The 17,785-nt window shown below is 43.8% G+C and carries 15 protein-coding genes; 3 read left to right on the top strand and 12 right to left on the bottom strand.

Features of this window, described 5'->3' with window-relative positions; all coding sequences use genetic code 11:
* Nucleotides 1–324: 324 nt before the first annotated feature.
* Nucleotides 325–912 carry a YjaG family protein gene (locus PMAL9190_RS15785; RefSeq protein ID WP_087846022.1) on the bottom strand — a complete coding sequence of 196 codons (588 nt, stop codon included), beginning with the start codon at nt 910–912 and terminating at the stop codon, nt 325–327.
* A gap of 67 nt (nt 913–979) precedes the next feature.
* Between PMAL9190_RS15785 and PMAL9190_RS15780 the strand changes: the two genes are divergently transcribed.
* Together PMAL9190_RS15780 and PMAL9190_RS15775 are read left to right on the top strand one after the other, a co-directional pair.
* A complete protein-coding gene (locus PMAL9190_RS15780; RefSeq protein WP_087846021.1) occupies nt 980–1,891 on the top strand; it encodes a D-2-hydroxyacid dehydrogenase in 912 nt (303 codons plus the stop codon).
* Between the two features lie 40 nt (nt 1,892–1,931).
* Complete coding sequence (locus PMAL9190_RS15775; protein WP_087846020.1) at nt 1,932–2,525, top strand: uracil-DNA glycosylase family protein; 594 nt, start codon at nt 1,932–1,934, stop codon at nt 2,523–2,525.
* A 150-nt stretch (nt 2,526–2,675) separates the two neighbouring features.
* Here PMAL9190_RS15775 and hemE read toward each other — a convergent pair whose 3' ends face one another.
* Nucleotides 2,676–3,743, bottom strand: a complete 1,068-nt coding sequence (hemE, locus tag PMAL9190_RS15770; protein ID WP_087846019.1) for a uroporphyrinogen decarboxylase — start codon at nt 3,741–3,743, stop codon at nt 2,676–2,678.
* Nucleotides 3,744–3,868: 125 nt separating this feature from the next.
* Nucleotides 3,869–4,639, bottom strand: coding sequence for an NAD(+) diphosphatase (nudC, locus tag PMAL9190_RS15765; RefSeq protein WP_087846018.1), 771 nt, complete (start codon nt 4,637–4,639; stop codon nt 3,869–3,871).
* Nucleotides 4,640–4,786: 147 nt separating this feature from the next.
* On the opposite strand from nudC, the gene rsd reads away from it, so the two are divergent.
* Nucleotides 4,787–5,266: a sigma D regulator gene (rsd, locus tag PMAL9190_RS15760; RefSeq protein WP_087846017.1), complete on the top strand. Its 480-nt coding sequence runs from the start codon at nt 4,787–4,789 to the stop codon at nt 5,264–5,266.
* A gap of 215 nt (nt 5,267–5,481) precedes the next feature.
* On the opposite strand, the gene rpoC is transcribed toward rsd, so the two are convergent.
* The 9 genes from rpoC to PMAL9190_RS15715 all read right to left on the bottom strand — a co-directional run.
* Nucleotides 5,482–9,699 carry a DNA-directed RNA polymerase subunit beta' gene (gene rpoC / locus PMAL9190_RS15755; protein ID WP_087846016.1) on the bottom strand — a complete coding sequence of 1,406 codons (4,218 nt, stop codon included), beginning with the start codon at nt 9,697–9,699 and terminating at the stop codon, nt 5,482–5,484.
* A 100-nt stretch (nt 9,700–9,799) separates the two neighbouring features.
* Nucleotides 9,800–13,825, bottom strand: coding sequence for a DNA-directed RNA polymerase subunit beta (rpoB, locus tag PMAL9190_RS15750; RefSeq protein ID WP_087846015.1), 4,026 nt, complete (start codon nt 13,823–13,825; stop codon nt 9,800–9,802).
* Between the two features lie 230 nt (nt 13,826–14,055).
* Nucleotides 14,056–14,421 carry a 50S ribosomal protein L7/L12 gene (gene rplL, locus PMAL9190_RS15745; protein ID WP_061000598.1) on the bottom strand — a complete coding sequence of 122 codons (366 nt, stop codon included), beginning with the start codon at nt 14,419–14,421 and terminating at the stop codon, nt 14,056–14,058.
* Nucleotides 14,422–14,480: 59 nt separating this feature from the next.
* Nucleotides 14,481–14,975 carry a 50S ribosomal protein L10 gene (gene rplJ / locus PMAL9190_RS15740; RefSeq protein ID WP_087846014.1) on the bottom strand — a complete coding sequence of 165 codons (495 nt, stop codon included), beginning with the start codon at nt 14,973–14,975 and terminating at the stop codon, nt 14,481–14,483.
* Nucleotides 14,976–15,212: 237 nt separating this feature from the next.
* Entirely contained in the window at nt 15,213–15,917 is a 705-nt protein-coding gene (rplA, locus tag PMAL9190_RS15735) for a 50S ribosomal protein L1 (RefSeq protein ID WP_087846013.1), read from the bottom strand.
* A gap of 4 nt (nt 15,918–15,921) precedes the next feature.
* Nucleotides 15,922–16,350, bottom strand: a complete 429-nt coding sequence (rplK, locus tag PMAL9190_RS15730; protein WP_061000603.1) for a 50S ribosomal protein L11 — start codon at nt 16,348–16,350, stop codon at nt 15,922–15,924.
* A gap of 125 nt (nt 16,351–16,475) precedes the next feature.
* Nucleotides 16,476–17,021 carry a transcription termination/antitermination protein NusG gene (gene nusG / locus PMAL9190_RS15725; protein ID WP_036788965.1) on the bottom strand — a complete coding sequence of 182 codons (546 nt, stop codon included), beginning with the start codon at nt 17,019–17,021 and terminating at the stop codon, nt 16,476–16,478.
* Between the two features lie 11 nt (nt 17,022–17,032).
* On the bottom strand, nt 17,033–17,410 hold the full coding sequence (gene secE, locus PMAL9190_RS15720; RefSeq protein ID WP_045032395.1) for a preprotein translocase subunit SecE: 378 nt from the start codon (nt 17,408–17,410) through the stop codon (nt 17,033–17,035).
* 244 nt (nt 17,411–17,654) lie between these two features.
* Nucleotides 17,655–17,785: EF-Tu C-terminal domain-related protein (locus tag PMAL9190_RS15715; protein ID WP_082955749.1), on the bottom strand; the 131-nt coding region annotated here is incomplete at its 5' end.

The raw sequence follows: 17,785 nt of genomic DNA, 5'->3' as shown, positions 1-17,785 counted from the left end.
ATGGCGTAGCTTAGATGCTACGCAGTGGTTATGTTATAAACGCTGAAGGGATACAATTACAAGCGCCAAAATAAAATAAGTCGAATGGCGTAGACTTAACTCAGTAACCAGTCATATTCACTGCTTTTAAACTTAAAAATCAGAATAAACGACTGCAAAAAATAAAACAATCTATTAACAAAAAATACCTAGTATCTAATTATTTCCGCACTTGTGTCATTTATTCGTTACAGTTCAAACGACAATATGGCAACATTTTCATAAATAATAGCAATAAAAAAAGAAGCCAAAAGGCTTCTTCTTTATGTTATTGCTAGCGATTAATTACAATGCAATACCAATATTACTAACTGGTTCATCACGTAATTCTGCACGTAAATCTTTAATCAAATCAATATCACGGCGTTCTGCTTCTTTGAGCGCGCGGAAAATTTCCCACTGAGTATCCCACTCAGCACATACAGCTTCATTTTGTTTTTGATTATCGTTAGTAATTTCAATGCCTGTTTGTGCAAACTCTAAGTCAGCCACAGTTTCTGCAGATAATGCACTTAATTTAATAACAGTTTCCATCATCAAATCGCGATCCAACATTGCATGCAGAAGATCAGCTAATGCAACACACGCATCAATCGCTGGACGTACTGCATATAGATCGTAATCGTTTTCACTTGGTACCATATCTTCTAACTTTTCAAGTTGGCTTTCAAAGTTAATCTTGGCATTTTTAACCGTCAGGATCTCCCAAATACTGTCTAAGATCACTCGGTAACGCTGGCCATCAGTAAACTGTGTTTCAGCACAGAAAAAAGCATAGTTAGGATACATACGCTCACACAACGACACCATAAAGGTAAGATGTTGCCAAGGTTCTAATTTTTCTAAACGTAACTGGATTGGATTCTTAAGCATGGGATAATCTACGGTAGTGATTTAGATTGAAGTTTACTTGATAAACGAAGGCTACAAAAGGAAAAGCATGATCAAAATTAAGATAGTCTCTCGTCAACAGCAGCGTTATGTACAATTACTGACTGCCGCCAAACTGCCACAGTTGGTTATCACCGAAGATCCTGACCAAGCAACAGTACTTCTCGCAGATCCGCCGTTGATCGCTACCAGCTTAAATAACTACCCACATCTCCAGTGGCTACAATCCACTTATGCTGGTATTGACACGCTGATCAAGCCACAACTCAGGCAAGATTATCAACTGACGAATATTCGCGGTATCTTTGGGCCATTGATCGCTGAGTATGTTATTGGCCATATCCTTAACTACCAGCGCCATTTTTGTCGCTATACTTTCCAGCAACAGCAACAACAATGGCAACCGATTCGTTATCAATCAATGGCAACTAAAACCATGGTCATTGTTGGTACAGGTACCATAGGCCAACACCTTGCTAAGGTTGCCGCTGCATTTGGTTGCCATATCATTGGCGTTAATCGCAGTGGTATTAGTGCCAGTTGTGATTTTAATCATACTTATGCTATCAGTGATCTCGATAGCGCACTAACCCAAGCCGACTATGTGGTATCTATCTTACCTGCGACGTCACAAACCGATGATCTTTTTGATCAACACCATCTAAAACATTGCAAAAACGCGCTTTTTTTCAACGTTGGTCGAGGCAATAGCGTCAATGAAACAGATTTAGTGAATGCACTTGAACAACATTACCTACAGCATGCATTTTTAGATGTTTTTAAGCACGAACCATTAGCAACAGATCATCCATTTTGGCACCATCCACAAATCACTATTACGCCACATATCGCAGCAGAAAGCTTTCCTGAGCAAGTTTTTACAGTCTTTAAAGACAATTACTTACGCTTCACACAACAGCGGGAGTTGATGTATGCCATTGATTTTAAACGTGGATATTAAAATTTAACATTAAACGTTTAGACAACTAAGTATTACCAATATGTCAAAACTACATTTAAGTAACATTTTAGATCGCGCTCGCCAATGTAAGATCTGCCAAGATCTTCCACTCGGTCAGCGGCCTATTATTCAAGCACATCAACAAGCTAAGCTACTTATCATCGGCCAAGCTCCTGGCATCAAAGTTCATCAAAGTGGTATTCCTTGGAATGATGCCAGTGGTGAACGGTTACGACGCTGGCTTGATCTAGATGACAAGACATTTTATGACCCAACCCAGATAGCTATAATCCCAATGGGGCTTTGTTATCCTGGCAAAGCAAAATCTGGTGATCTACCACCTCGAAAAGCATGTGCTCCGCATTGGCACCCACAATTATTACCGCAATTACCCAATATCGGTATGACGTTGCTTATCGGCCAATACGCCCAAAATTTTTATTTAGCAGATAAACCTGCCACCTTAACCGCAACGGTTGCAGCTTGGCAGCAATGGGCCCCTCGGTTTATTCCTTTACCTCATCCATCGCCACGCAATAGTATCTGGCTCAAAAAAAATCCGTGGTTTGAAGCTGAAGTCGTGCCGTATATTCGTCACTATGTCCACCAGCATCTAGGGAAAACATCTAACTAACAAATAGCTGCTATTAAATAATCGAAGTAGTTCACTAAATAAAATCATGACTGTATTCCAATAACAAAAAACCCACACCGAATAAGGCATGGGTTTTTGTTATTACGCTAACGAACAATTTATACTGCTGAACTGATAATTAAGCGCTTATTATTTATGGTATGGCTTTGAAAGCTCATGCACAGCATCCACAAACACACCGGCGTTTTCAGGCGGCACATCAAGGTGAATACCATGACCTAAGTTAAACACATGGCCAGTACCACCATTACCAAAGCCTTCTAAAATAGAAGCCACTTCTTGACGAATACGTTCAGGCTGAGCATATAACACCGATGGATCCATATTACCTTGTAGCGCTACCTTATCGCCGATACGACGTTTTGCTTCTGCAATATCAATCGTCCAATCAAGGCCAACAGCATCACAACCTGTCGCTGCAATTTGCTCTAACCACATGCCGCCATTTTTAGTAAATAACGTCACAGGTACGCGACGACCATCATTTTCGCGAATTAAGCCATCAACAATCTTATGCATGTAACGTAGCGAGAACTCGTTGTAATCACGTGGGGTTAATACACCGCCCCATGTATCAAATACCATCACAGCCTGCGCACCCGCTTTAATCTGTGCATTTAAGTATTCGATAACACTATCTGCTAGCTTGTCTAATAATAGATGTAGTGTTTGCGGTTCGGCATACATCATCTTTTTGATTTTAGTGAATGCCTTAGAGCTACCACCTTCAACCATGTAAGTCGCTAGTGTCCATGGACTACCAGAGAAACCAATCAATGGTACTTCACCCTGAAGATCATGACGGATTTGGCGAACCGCATTCATCACATATTGCAACTCACCTTCTGGATCGGGAATACCAATACGCTCCACGTCTGCTTTACAGGTGATCGGATGACTAAATTTAGGCCCTTCACCTGCTTCAAAATACAGACCAAGACCCATTGCATCAGGAATAGTTAAAATATCAGAAAATAAAATGGCAGCATCAAGCGGGAAACGCTTAAGCGGTTGAAGTGTGACTTCACTGGCTAATTCAGCATTTTTACATAGCGACATGAAGTCACCAGCAACACCACGTGTCGCACGATACTCAGGTAGGTAACGGCCAGCCTGACGCATCATCCATACAGGTGTGCAATCTACAGGCTGCTTTAATAGCGCACGTAGGTAGCGGTCATTCTTTAATTCGCTCATTTGAGACTCCATGGGTAAATTCTGCATTTATTGTATCATTCATTACTCAGAACAAAACAGAGCATATCTTATTCTATCAATAGGCAATAACGATACGATAACACGTTTAATATGATTGTTATTGATTATAAACGAGTACTAACAATAGACAGCGTATGGTCTATTAACCGTCGCGCTATCGTCCCTAGTGGGGCAACCTCAGGGAGTTGCTCTGCCGTCGCCCACATTGCATCGGTTAATTCTTCATAATCAGGTTTGATGTCGCCACTCGCATAATCAGCAGTAAAACCAAGCATCAAATTAGATGGAAACGCCCATGGCTGACTATCAAAATAACGAATATTTTTTACTATAATACCCGTTTCTTCTAAGACTTCGCGTGCGACGCATTGCTCTGCAGTTTCACCAGGTTCAATAAACCCGGCAATCACAGTATACATTCCGGTTTTATGACGTGGATGTTGTGCGAGCAACAATTGATTATTTTTACGTACCGCGACGATGACACACGGTGATACTCGTGGATAATGCATGCTATGACACCCAGCACAATGCATTGCTAGTACTTGGGTATCTAACTGCATCAAATCGCCACAATGACAACAAAAGCGCTGACTTTGAATCATATAGTTTAATTGAATCGCTCTACCTGCTAATGCAAATAACTGACTATCACAGCCAAGCAGTTCTCTTAAATTAAAAAAATCACTATCACTAAAACCACTTTCTTCAACTAACCAATACACAGGTATCGAATCAAAATCACCGATAAAACGCTTACTGGTAGTGCTACAAATAAGCTCTTCAGGCGAACACAACGGTAAACGGCCGTTTTGTAACAACAGCTTGCCATTTCTAATCACACACCAATAAGCCATATTCTCATTTTTTAACATTTTTATTACTTTCATCCTTGCAGCGGCGTAAATTTACTGGCAATCTAATCTTGAATGGAATATTTATTCGAAACCATATCTCTTATATCAAGAGCCGGATCGCACAAGCATCCAGTTAAGATGCTGATATATCATGAGGATGTGCTCATGCTTAGTAAATTTGAACAAGTTAAAAAAGAATGGGGCGGCCATAACGATGTTATTGATCAATGGCTAATGATGCGCCAACAACTACTGATCGATTATTGTAAATTAGTCGGTATCACTCCCAACGATGATCATCGTCATCTACCTACCGCGTCCAAACTGTGTTTATTTAGTGAAGATCTCGTTGATTATATTTCAGCGGGTCACTTTAAGATTTACGATAACGTAATGGCGCGCTGGCATCAAACAGGCTTTTCACCCACAGAAGAAATGTCTGCCCTCTATGCAAAAATCACCCTAACGACTGAACCATTATTAAACTTCAATGATCGCTATGGTGCCATCAATGATAATGATCCATTAGAAACCCTTGATGATGATTTATCACTGATTGGTGAACAGATGGAATCGCGCTTTGCATTAGAAGATAAGTTAATTGAATTAATCAGTGATAGTCTAGCTTGTCCACCAGGTGCTTAAATCACCACCAGCAATAGCAACTCACTCATTATAGTGGCAGTTCAGTGCTGCCACCTGTTTTTGTGCACCTCGCACCTCGCACCTCGCACCTCGCACCTCGCACCTCGCACCTCGCACCTCGCACCTCGCACCTTAATATTATTCTCAAATCCCAAATAGCAGCCAATAAAAAAGGCACCCCGAAGGATGCCTTTTAGAATCAGTCACGCCAAGAATTAATTCTCGTCGTTAAGACCTGCATTCAATAGTGCCGCTAAGTCTTGAGAGGCTTGCTCTGCATCAACTTGTGGTGCTACTGGCTCCAGTTCAACATTACGTTGATTCTGGCGACGTTGGTGGTAAGAGAAACCAGTACCCGCTGGGATCAGACGACCCACGATTACGTTCTCTTTCAGACCACGAAGCTCATCACGCTTACCAGAAACAGCTGCTTCTGTTAGTACGCGCGTTGTTTCCTGGAACGATGCTGCTGAGATGAATGACTCAGTCGCAAGCGATGCTTTAGTGATACCTAGTAAGTCACGTGAGAAACTTACTGGTGTCTTACCTTCAGCTTCAAGCTGACGGTTAGCAATCGTTACACGAGAGAATTCAACTTGCTCGCCTTCTAAGAAGTCAGAGTCACCAGCTGCAGTGATAGTTACCTTACGTAGCATTTGACGAACGATAGTCTCAATGTGCTTATCGTTAATCTTAACGCCTTGTAGACGGTAAACTTCCTGAACTTCGTTAACGATGTATTCTGCAACTGCGTGTACACCACGTAGACGTAGAATATCGTGCGGAGTTTCTGGACCATCAGCAATTACGTCACCCTTCTCAACTTTTTCACCTTCGAAAACGTTAAGTTGGCGATGCTTCAGGATCATCTCTTCGTACGGTTGACCTTCACTTGGAGTGATGATCAAGCGACGCTTACCTTTAGTTTCTTTACCGAACGATACTGTACCGGTAATTTCTGCCAAGATAGCTGGTTCTTTTGGCTTACGAGCTTCAAACAAGTCAGCAACGCGTGGTAGACCACCCGTGATATCTTTGTTACCGCCAGATTTTTGTGGAATACGTGCAAGCGTATCACCAATGCCAACCATAGCGCCGTCGTCAAGCTGAACAATCGCCTTACCTGGTAGGAAGTATTGAGCTGGCATTTCAGTACCAGGGATCATTACATCGTTACCATCAGCATCAACAAGTTTGATAGCTGGACGCATATCTTTACCTGCTGCTGGGCGTGCTGCTGGATCAGTTACTTCGCTTGAAGATAGACCGGTTAGATCATCTGTTTGACGAGAAACTGTTACGCCATCGATCATGTCAACGAACTGGATACGACCAGCCACTTCAGTGATGATTGGCATGGTGTGAGCTTCCCAGTTTGCTACTGTTTCACCAGCAACAACCTCAGCGCCATCACCTTTAGTTAGCAACGTACCGTAAGACAGTTTGTAGTTCTCTTTCGTACGACCAAGCTTATCAATGATGCTTAGCTCAGATGCACGAGAAGTAATAACAAGCTTACCAGCACTGTTAGTTACGAACTTCGCATTGTGCAGCTTCATAGAACCAGTAGTTTTCACTACGATCTTATTATCTGCTGCAGCTGCTGATGCCGCACCACCGATGTGGAACGTACGCATTGTTAGCTGTGTACCAGGTTCACCGATAGACTGCGCAGCAACAACACCCACTGCTTCACCTGAGTTGATCAGGTGACCACGAGCAAGGTCACGACCGTAACAGAACTTACAACAACCGAAGTCATTCTCACACGTTACAACAGAACGTACTTTAACTTGGTCTACAGAGTTCGCTTCTAGGATCTCACACCACTTCTCATCAAGAAGTGTATTACGTGGTGCTAGAACTTCTTCTGTACCAGGAATAAAGACATCTTCAGCAACAACACGACCAAGAACGCGATCACCTAGTTGTTCCTTAACATCACCACCCTCGATAAGAGGCATCATGGTAATACCAGCGTGAGTACCACAGTCATCAGCTGTGATTACCACGTCTTGTGCAACGTCTACTAGACGACGCGTTAGGTAACCTGAGTTCGCTGTCTTAAGTGCGGTATCCGCAAGACCCTTACGAGCACCGTGCGTAGAAATAAAGTACTGAAGTACGTTTAGACCTTCACGGAAGTTCGCAGTGATCGGCGTTTCGATGATTGAACCATCCGGCTTAGCCATCAGACCACGCATACCCGCCAACTGACGAATCTGTGCAGCAGAACCACGCGCACCAGAGTCGGCCATCATGTATACACTGTTGAACGATTTCTGTTGTTCTTCAACACCGTCACGGTTAATCACGGTATCGAAAGACAAGTTATCCATCATCGCTTTAGCAACTTGTTCGTTGGCTGTAGCCCAGATATCGATAACTTTGTTGTAACGTTCACCAGCAGTAACAAGACCTGACTGGAACTGTTCTTGAATTTCAGCAACTTCTGCTTCAGCTTCAGCGATCTTAGTGTACTTAGCCGCAGGTACAACCATATCGTCGATACCAACAGACACACCAGAAAGTGCTGCGTAAGCAAAACCTGTGTACATAATTTGGTCAGCAAAGATAACAGTATCTTTCATGCCCAACTTACGGTAACAAGTGTTAAGAAGCTTAGAAATTTGCTTCTTACCAAGTGCTTCAGTGTTTACAAGGCTGTATGGCAGACCTTTAGGAACGATAGGCCATAGCATTGCACGACCAACAGTGGTATCAACAAGTTGAGTATTCTCAACAAAGTTACCCTGCTCATCTTTCACAAATTCAGTAATACGTACTTTAACGCGAGCGTGAAGCTCTGCACTCTTAGTACGGTATGCTTTCTCAGCTTCTGCTGGTCCAGCAAGGTACATACCTTCACCCTTCGCGTTGATTTTCTCACGCGTCATGTAGTAAAGACCCAATACAACGTCCTGAGAAGGTACGATGATCGGATCACCAGATGCTGGTGAAAGGATGTTGTTGGTAGACATCATTAGAGCACGTGCTTCAAGCTGTGCTTCAAGAGTCAATGGCAAGTGAACCGCCATCTGGTCACCATCGAAGTCGGCGTTGTATGCCGCACAAACTAGTGGGTGAAGCTGAATCGCTTTACCTTCGATTAGTGTTGGTTCAAATGCTTGAATACCTAAACGGTGCAATGTTGGTGCACGGTTAAGCATTACTGGGTGCTCACGAATGACTTCGTCTAGGATATCCCAAACGATCGCTTCTTCGCGCTCAACCATCTTCTTAGCAGCTTTGATAGTCGTCGCAAGACCACGAGTCTCTAGCTTGCCATAGATGAATGGCTTAAATAGCTCTAGTGCCATCTTCTTAGGAAGACCACACTGGTGCAAACGTAGGTATGGGCCTACGGTGATAACAGAACGACCTGAGTAGTCTACACGCTTACCAAGCAAGTTCTGACGGAAACGACCCTGCTTACCTTTGATCATGTCAGCCAAAGATTTCAGAGGACGCTTGTTAGAGCCTGTGATAGCGCGGCCACGACGACCGTTATCTAGCAATGCATCAACAGATTCCTGAAGCATACGCTTTTCGTTACGTACGATGATATCAGGAGCAGCCAGGTCTAAAAGACGCTTTAGACGGTTGTTACGGTTGATTACACGACGGTAAAGATCGTTCAGATCTGACGTCGCGAAACGGCCGCCGTCTAGTGGTACCAACGGACGTAGATCCGGCGGTAATACTGGCAATACAGACAGGATCATCCACTCAGGGTTGTTTCCAGACTGTAGGAAAGCTTCAACTAGCTTAAGACGCTTAGTTAGCTTCTTACGCTTAGTTTCAGAGTTAGTTTCTTCTAACTCTTCACGCATATTTTCGATTTCAGCATTTAGGTCCATATTGCCTAAAAGTGCTTTAACCGCTTCTGCGCCCATCTTCGCGTCGAACTCATCGCCCCACTCTTCAAGTGCATCCAAGTACTGCTCTTCAGAAAGCAGCTGGCTACGCTCAAGGTTGGTCATACCAGGTTCGATAACTACGTATGATTCAAAGTAAAGTACACGTTCGATATCACGTAGAGGCATGTCCATTAACAGACCGATACGAGATGGTAGTGACTTTAAGAACCAGATGTGGGCAACAGGTGAAGCAAGCTCAATGTGACCCATACGCTCACGGCGTACTTTAGTCTGAGTAACTTCAACACCACATTTTTCACAGATCACACCACGGTGCTTCAGGCGCTTGTACTTGCCACAAAGACACTCGTAGTCTTTTACCGGGCCAAAGATACGTGCACAGAAAAGACCGTCACGCTCAGGCTTGAAGGTACGATAGTTGATTGTTTCTGGCTTTTTAACTTCACCAAAAGACCATGAACGAATCATGTCAGGTGAAGCTAGACCGATTTTGATAGCATCAAATTCTTCGGTCTTATGTTGTGCTTTCAGAAACTTAAGTAAGTCTTTCACATTCGGCTCCTGTGAGGAGTTGACCCATAAAGGCGCCAGTCTACTGGCGCCTTCATATTTATACCGGAGTAACTAATAAGTATAGGTGACTAACCCAATCTTATTCGTCTTCCAGCTCGATGTTGATACCCAACGAGCGGATTTCTTTCAACAATACGTTGAATGATTCCGGCATACCAGGTTCCATACGATGATCACCGTCTACGATGTTCTTATACATCTTAGTACGGCCGTTAACGTCATCTGACTTAACGGTTAGCATTTCTTGAAGGGTGTATGCTGCGCCATATGCTTCAAGCGCCCACACTTCCATCTCACCGAAACGCTGACCACCGAACTGAGCTTTACCACCCAGCGGCTGCTGAGTAACTAGGCTGTAAGAACCGGTAGAACGGGCGTGCATCTTGTCATCAACCAAGTGGTTCAGTTTAAGCATGTACATGTAACCAACAGTTACAGGACGCTCAAATGCATCACCAGTACGACCATCAAACAACTTCAGCTGGCCAGACGCAGGTAGATCACCAAGTTGTAGCAACTCTTTGATAGATGATTCAGGACAACCATCAAATACAGGCGTTGCAATTGGTAGACCTTTACGAAGGTTTTGTACAAGTGTACGTACTTCGTCGTCTGATAGTTCAGCAATGTCAACTTTCTGGCGAGTATCACCTAGATTGTAAACACGTTGTAGGAAGTTACGGAACTTATGTAACTCCTGCTGTTCTTTCAGCATATCGTTAAGTTTGTCACCGATACCTTTCGCCGCAAGACCTAAGTGAGTCTCAAGGATCTGACCGATGTTCATACGTGACGGTACACCCAATGGGTTTAGTACGATATCAACCGTTTGACCTTTTTCATCGTATGGCATGTCTTCAACAGGGTTGATCTTAGAGATTACACCCTTGTTACCGTGACGACCTGCCATCTTATCACCAGGTTGGATACGACGACGAACAGCTAGGTATACTTTAACAATCTTAAGTACGCCAGGCGCTAAGTCATCACCCTGAGTGATTTTACGACGCTTAGTTTCAAACTTCTTATCGAACTCAGCTTTCAGTTCATCATACTGTTCTGCAAGCTGTTCCAATTGGTTCTGTAAAGATTCGTCGTCAAGCGTTTGTGCAAACAACGTATCGCGGTTCATTGTAGAGATTTTCTCTTCGCCGTAACCTGCAGATAGTAGAAGCGTACGAACACGAGCAAGAAGACCACCCTCAAGGATCTGGAATTCTTCTGTGATGTCTTTCTTCGCTTCTTTCAGCTGCATCTCTTCAATTTCAAGAGCACGCTTGTCTTTCTCAACGCCATCACGAGTAAATACTTGTACGTCAATGATCGTACCAGTAACACTACCAGGAACACGTAGAGATGAATCTTTAACGTCAGAAGCTTTTTCACCAAAGATAGCTCGTAGAAGCTTCTCTTCAGGTGTTAGTTGTGTTTCACCCTTAGGTGTCACTTTACCAACTAGGATGTCACCACCCTTCACTTCTGCACCGATGTAAACGATACCTGATTCGTCCAACTTAGAAAGCGCTGCTTCACCCACGTTAGGGATATCGGCAGTGATTTCTTCAGAACCCAGCTTCGTATCACGCGCCACACAAGAAAGCTCTTGAATGTGGATAGTTGTGAAACGATCTTCCTGAACTACACGCTCAGAAACTAAGATGGAGTCTTCGAAGTTGTAACCGTTCCAAGGCATGAACGCGATACGCATGTTTTGACCAAGCGCTAGCTCACCAAGGTCTGTTGAAGGACCATCAGCAAGAACATCACCACGTGCTACTGGCTCGCCAGGTAGTACGGTAGGACGCTGGTTAATACATGTGTTCTGGTTAGAACGGGTGTACTTAGTTAGGTTGTAGATATCGATACCTGCTTCACCAGGGATCAATTCGTCTTCGTTAACTTTGATAACGATACGAGAAGCATCTACAGACTGAACTTGACCGCCACGTTTAGCAACAGCAGTTACACCTGAGTCAACACCGATCTGACGCTCAATACCAGTACCGACTAACGGCTTATCAGCACGAATAGTTGGAACTGCCTGACGTTGCATGTTCGCACCCATAAGGGCACGGTTAGCATCATCGTGTTCTAGGAACGGGATTAGGGATGCAGCCACAGATACAACCTGGTTGGTTGCAACGTCCATGTATTGAACATGGTCACGTGGGTGCAGACCTGAATCGCCTTTCTGACGAGCAGTGATCAATTCGTCAGCAAAAGAACCATCTTCGTTAAGCGCGGCGTTTGCCTGTGCAATAACGTATAGACCTTCTTCAATTGCTGATAGGTATTCGATGTGATCCGAAACTTTTCCGTCTACAACTTTACGGTAAGGTGTTTCCAAGAAACCGTAAGGGTTACAACGCGCAAATACAGATAGCGAGTTGATTAGACCGATGTTTGGACCTTCAGGAGTTTCGATAGGACATAGACGACCGTAGTGAGTCGCGTGTACGTCTCGAACCTCAAAGCCAGCACGTTCACGAGTCAGACCACCTGGACCAAGCGCCGAGATACGACGTTTGTGAGTAACTTCTGACAACGGGTTGTTCTGGTCCATAAACTGTGACAACTGAGAAGAGCCAAAGAACTCTTTCACTGCCGCAGAAATAGGCTTCGCGTTGATTAAGTCTTGAGGCATGATTGCATCAAGATCGCCTAAACTTAGACGCTCTTTAACAGCACGCTCAACACGAACTAGACCTACACGGAATTGGTTTTCAGCCATTTCGCCCACAGAGCGAATACGACGGTTACCAAGGTGGTCGATATCATCAACTTCACCTTTACCGTTACGGATATCGATCAACTTCTTCATCACTTCAATGATGTCGTCGTTGCTCAGAATACCAGGACCAGTTATTTCTTCACGAAGAAGAGAACTGTTGAACTTCATACGACCAACAGCAGAAAGATCGTAACGATCTTCTGAGAAGAACAAGCTTTCGAAAAGTTGCTCTGCTGCTTCGCGTGTTGGTGGCTCGCCAGGGCGCATCATACGGTAGATTTCTACCAATGCACTTAGACGGTCTGTACTGTTATCAACACGTAGTGTTTCTGACATGTACGGGCCGTGATCTAAATCGTTCGTAAATAGAACTTCAATAGACTTATGACCAGCCTGAGATAGAAGAGCTAATGCTTCCAAGCTTAATTCTTGGTTAGCCGTAACAATCAGTTCGCCAGTTTCTTCGTTGATGTAATCACGAGATGCAATCTTGCCAACGATATATTCAACAGGTACTTCGATGCTATCAATGCCATCTTTCGCCAATTGACGAATATGACGAGCAGTGATACGACGACCTTGCTCTACGTAAACTGTGCCGTTTGCTTCGATATCAAAGCTTGCAGTTTCGCCACGTAGACGATCAGGTACCAACTCCATAACTAGAGATTTGCCGCGTACTTCGAAATTAATCTTATCGAAGAACATGTCAAGAATCTGTTCAGTTGTGTAGTTAAGTGCGCGAAGGATAATAGACGCAGGTAGTTTACGACGACGGTCGATACGTACGAAAACATTATCCTTAGGATCGAACTCGAAATCCAACCATGAACCACGGTAAGGAATAACACGAGCGTTATATAACACTTTACCTGAGGAGTGGGTTTTACCCTTATCGCTGTCAAAGAATACACCAGGACTACGGTGCAGCTGAGATACGATAACCCTCTCGGTACCGTTAATAACGAATGTACCGTTATCTGTCATGAGCGGAATTTCGCCCATGTAAACTTCTTGTTCTTTAATGTCTTTTACGGTGCCAGCCGGCGCGTCACGATCATACATGACCAGACGTAGCTTCACGCGTAGTGGAGCAGAATAAGTTACGCCACGAATTTGACATTCTTTGACATCGAAGACCGGCTCACCGAGACGATAGCTAACGTATTGCAGCTCGGAATTGCCATTATAGCTCTGGATTGGAAAAACAGAGCGAAAGGCAGCTTCTAGACCGTAATGCCCTTCAGGATCCTGCTCGATAAATTTTTGGAAAGAATCAAGCTGGATCGATAGCAAGTATGGTGCATCCAACACTTGTGGACGCTTACCAAAATCCTTACGGATACGCTTTTTCTCGGTATAAGAGTAAACCATAGGTTCCTCAGATCGCTGATAAGTGATCCAAACTACCCCATATCACATGCGGGGGTAGTGACTAATCGTTGTTTTTTGTAGTAGGAATATTCCAATGAAACTGAAATATTTTTTACGCAGACAGTGGATACAAAACAAGGTAAAAATACCACCGGTCTATAGCGCAAAAAGGCCGGTGGCATTTTTGCCACCAGCCAATAGCCATAAATGGCTATGAAATCAAATAATTATTATTTAACTTCAACAGAAGCACCAGCTTCTTCTAATTGAGCTTTAAGAGCTTCAGCTTCAGCTTTATCTACGCCTTCTTTAACAGCAGCAGGTGCGCCGTCAACTACAGCTTTAGCTTCTTTAAGACCAAGACCAGTTGCGCCACGTACAGCTTTGATAACTTGTACTTTGTTAGCGCCAGCAGCTGTTAGGATTACGTCAAATTCAGTTTGCTCTTCAGCTGCGTCTGCAGCTGCGCCGCCTGCAACTACTGCAGCAGCAGCAGAAACACCGAATTTCTCTTCCATAGCTTCGATAAGCTCAACAACTTGCATTACAGACATTTCTGCAACTGCGTCTAGGATTTGCTCGTTAGTGATAGACATAACAATTCTCTTTTAAAGTCAACAATAAGTTTAAATAGTGTTCAGATAAAGCGCGGCAATTAAGCAGCAGCTTCTTCTTTCTGATCACGTACAGCCGCGATAGTACGTACAAGTTTACCAGCAGACGCTTCTTTCATGCACATCATTAGGCGTGCGATAGCTTCGTCATAAGTTGGTAGAGTTGCTAGTACTTCAACGTTTGCAACAGCGCCTTCAAATGCAGCTGCTTTGATCTCGAAAGATTTGTTCTCTTTAGCGAAGTCTTTGAAAAGACGCGCTGCAGCACCTGGGTGCTCGTTAGAGAAACCGATTAGTGAAGGACCAACGAAAACGTCTTTAAGACATTCGAAATCAGTACCTTCAACTGCACGGCGTGCTAGTGTGTTACGAACAACTTTTACGTATACGCCAGCTTCACGAGCTTGCTTACGTAGAGTCGTCATTGCACACACACTAACACCACGAGAGTCAGCAACAACAGCAGAAAGTGCACCGTTGGCAGCTTCGTTGACTTCAGCAACAATTGCTTTTTTGTCTTGAAGATTTAATGCCATTGGATTTGCTCCTGGATTGTTTTACACCACTCACTGCCCAAATAGCAGGAGAGTCTTACGGCGCAGATCCAAGAAAGACATACATCAATCATGTTCTGGCACCGTCTACGTAGGTGAATTATTAAGTTCCGAAGAACACCTACGGTCTTTGACGGAGGCTAACTGCAAGCAATTAGCCCCAGCCACGAATTCGGAAGCGACAAATTATACACTAACTTATCGCTTCTGCAAATTAGTTTACGCTACGTTAGTTTTCAGAGAGTTCTGATCTAACGCTACACCTGCACCCATAGTGGTAGAGATGCTTACTTTCTTAATGAAAGTACCTTTCGCTGAAGACGGCTTAGCACGCTTCAGTGCAACTAGAAGAGCTTCTAAGTTCTCTTGTAGTTGAGCGGCATCAAAGTTCACCTTACCGATAGTAGTGTGAATGATACCATTTTTGTCGTTACGGTAACGAACCTGACCAGCTTTAGCATTTTTAACTGCTTCAGCAACGTTAGGAGTTACAGTACCAACTTTAGGGTTTGGCATAAGACCACGTGGACCAAGGATGGTACCAAGTTGACCTACAACGCGCATTGCATCAGGAGATGCGATAACAACGTCAAAGTTCATTTCGCCTTTCTTAACAAGAGCAGCTAGATCTTCCATACCTACAAGCTCAGCGCCAGCTTCTTTAGCAGCTTCAGCGTTTGCGCCTTGTGTAAATACAGCAACACGGATGTCACGGCCAGTACCGTTAGGTAGTACAGTTGCACCACGAACGTTTTGGTCAGATTTACGTGCATCGATACCAAGATTAACAGCAACGTCAACACTTTCTACGAATTTAGCAGTAGCTAGTTCTTTAAGAAGTGCAACAGCTTCGTTAATTTCGTACTCACGAGTAGAGTCAACTTTGTCACGGATAACGCGCATGCGCTTAGTCAGTTTAGCCATTATCTTAACCCTCTACCACTAGGCCCATTGAACGAGCAGTACCAGCAATTGAACGCTTCATAGCTTCAATGTCAGCACCAGTCATGTCTGCAGCTTTAGTCTCAGCGATCTCTTGGATCTGAGCGTCAGTTACAGTACCCACTTTGTCAGTGTTCGGACGGCCAGAACCAGACTTAAGACCAGCAGCTTTAAGCAGAAGAACTGCAGCAGGTGGTGTCTTAGTGATGAACGTGAAAGAACGGTCACTGTAAACAGTGATAACAACTGGAGTCGGAAGACCTTTCTCGATTGAGTCAGTCTTAGCGTTAAACGCCTTACAGAATTCCATGATGTTTACACCATGTTGACCAAGAGCTGGACCAACTGGTGGACTTGGGTTTGCTGCACCAGCTGCAACTTGCAGCTTGATGTAAGCTTCTACTTTTTTAGCCATTGCTATATACCTAATTTTGGGTTCAAACGTCTATTTTTAAACAAATAGACTCCCCGTCTAACGAAAGGGCGCGAAATTATAGCCTAATTCCACACCCCTGACAATACGAGTTGAACAGAATTTGATCAGTTCTTTTCGATTTGACCAAACTCAAGTTCTACTGGTGTTGCACGACCGAAGATTGATACAGAAACCTTCACACGGCTCTTATCATAATCTACAGATTCAATCGTACCATTAAAGTCAGCAAATGGACCATCAGTCACACGTACCACTTCACCAGGTTCAAATACTGTTTTATGTACAGGAGATTCACTAGCTTGCTGTAGACGGTTTAGAATCGCATCAGCTTCTTTATCAGAAATCGGTGCTGGACGATCAGACGTACCACCAATGAACCCCATTACACGAGGAATGCTACGTACAAGGTGCCATGTTTCATCGTTCATCACCATTTGTACAAGCACATAGCCAGGGAAGAACTTACGCTCACTCTTACGGCGTTGACCAGCACGCATTTCTACCACTTCTTCCGTCGGTACTAAAACCTCGTCAAAGTGCTCTTCCATACCATGAATTTTGATATGTTCACGTAGTGATTGCGCTACACGGCCTTCAAAACCTGAAAAAGCCTGTACTACATACCAACGTTTTTTTGGAGCTTCGCTCATGAATTCTTACCTCACGCGCCAGTAACTAGGCGCACTAAACGGACCATAATGCCATCGATACCCCAAAGGGCTAATGCCATCACGACAGTGACTGCTAGAACGATAAAGGTTGTCTGCGTAGCTTCCTGACGAGTAGGCCACACTACTTTGCGGACTTCCATGCGTGATTCACGTGCAAACGTAACCACGGATTTACCTTTTGCTGTTAATGCCGCAAAAATACCAGCAACAACCACAAGGGCTACTACAGCAGAAGAGCGCAGAACAACAGAAACATCACTGTATAGGTAATTACCAACCACAGCAGCAGCTAGCAAAGCAAAAACCACGACCCACTTAAGGCCATCCATTTTGCTTTCGCTTTCTTGGTTTTCGGCATTCGCTTTCATACAACCAACCTGTAACTAGTGTTAATCATCTAGACGAAAATAACCCCGCTTGAGCGAGGTCTAGGATGAAGGAAAAGGCCTAAACCTTTAATAACATTAATAAAAACTTCATCTTTACGAAATTTTACCTCTACACTTTGAACAAAAAACATTCAATTTAAAGTTAAAGTGTAGAAAAAGGGCATCAAATGATGCCCTTTTTAGTGCTCTATCGTCAAATTTAATTCAACGATGTTAGCGTAACTTATGCAACGATAGTTGCAACAACACCAGCACCAACTGTACGGCCACCTTCACGGATAGCAAAACGTAGACCTTCGTCCATCGCGATAGGTGCGATTAGAGTAACAGTCATAGAGATGTTATCACCAGGCA

Source organism: Photobacterium malacitanum (assembly GCF_900185615.1).
Taxonomy (GTDB): Bacteria; Pseudomonadota; Gammaproteobacteria; order Enterobacterales; family Vibrionaceae; genus Photobacterium; species Photobacterium malacitanum.
Note: the sequence above shows the minus strand (reverse complement) of the source record. Positions and strands in the feature narration are given on the sequence as shown.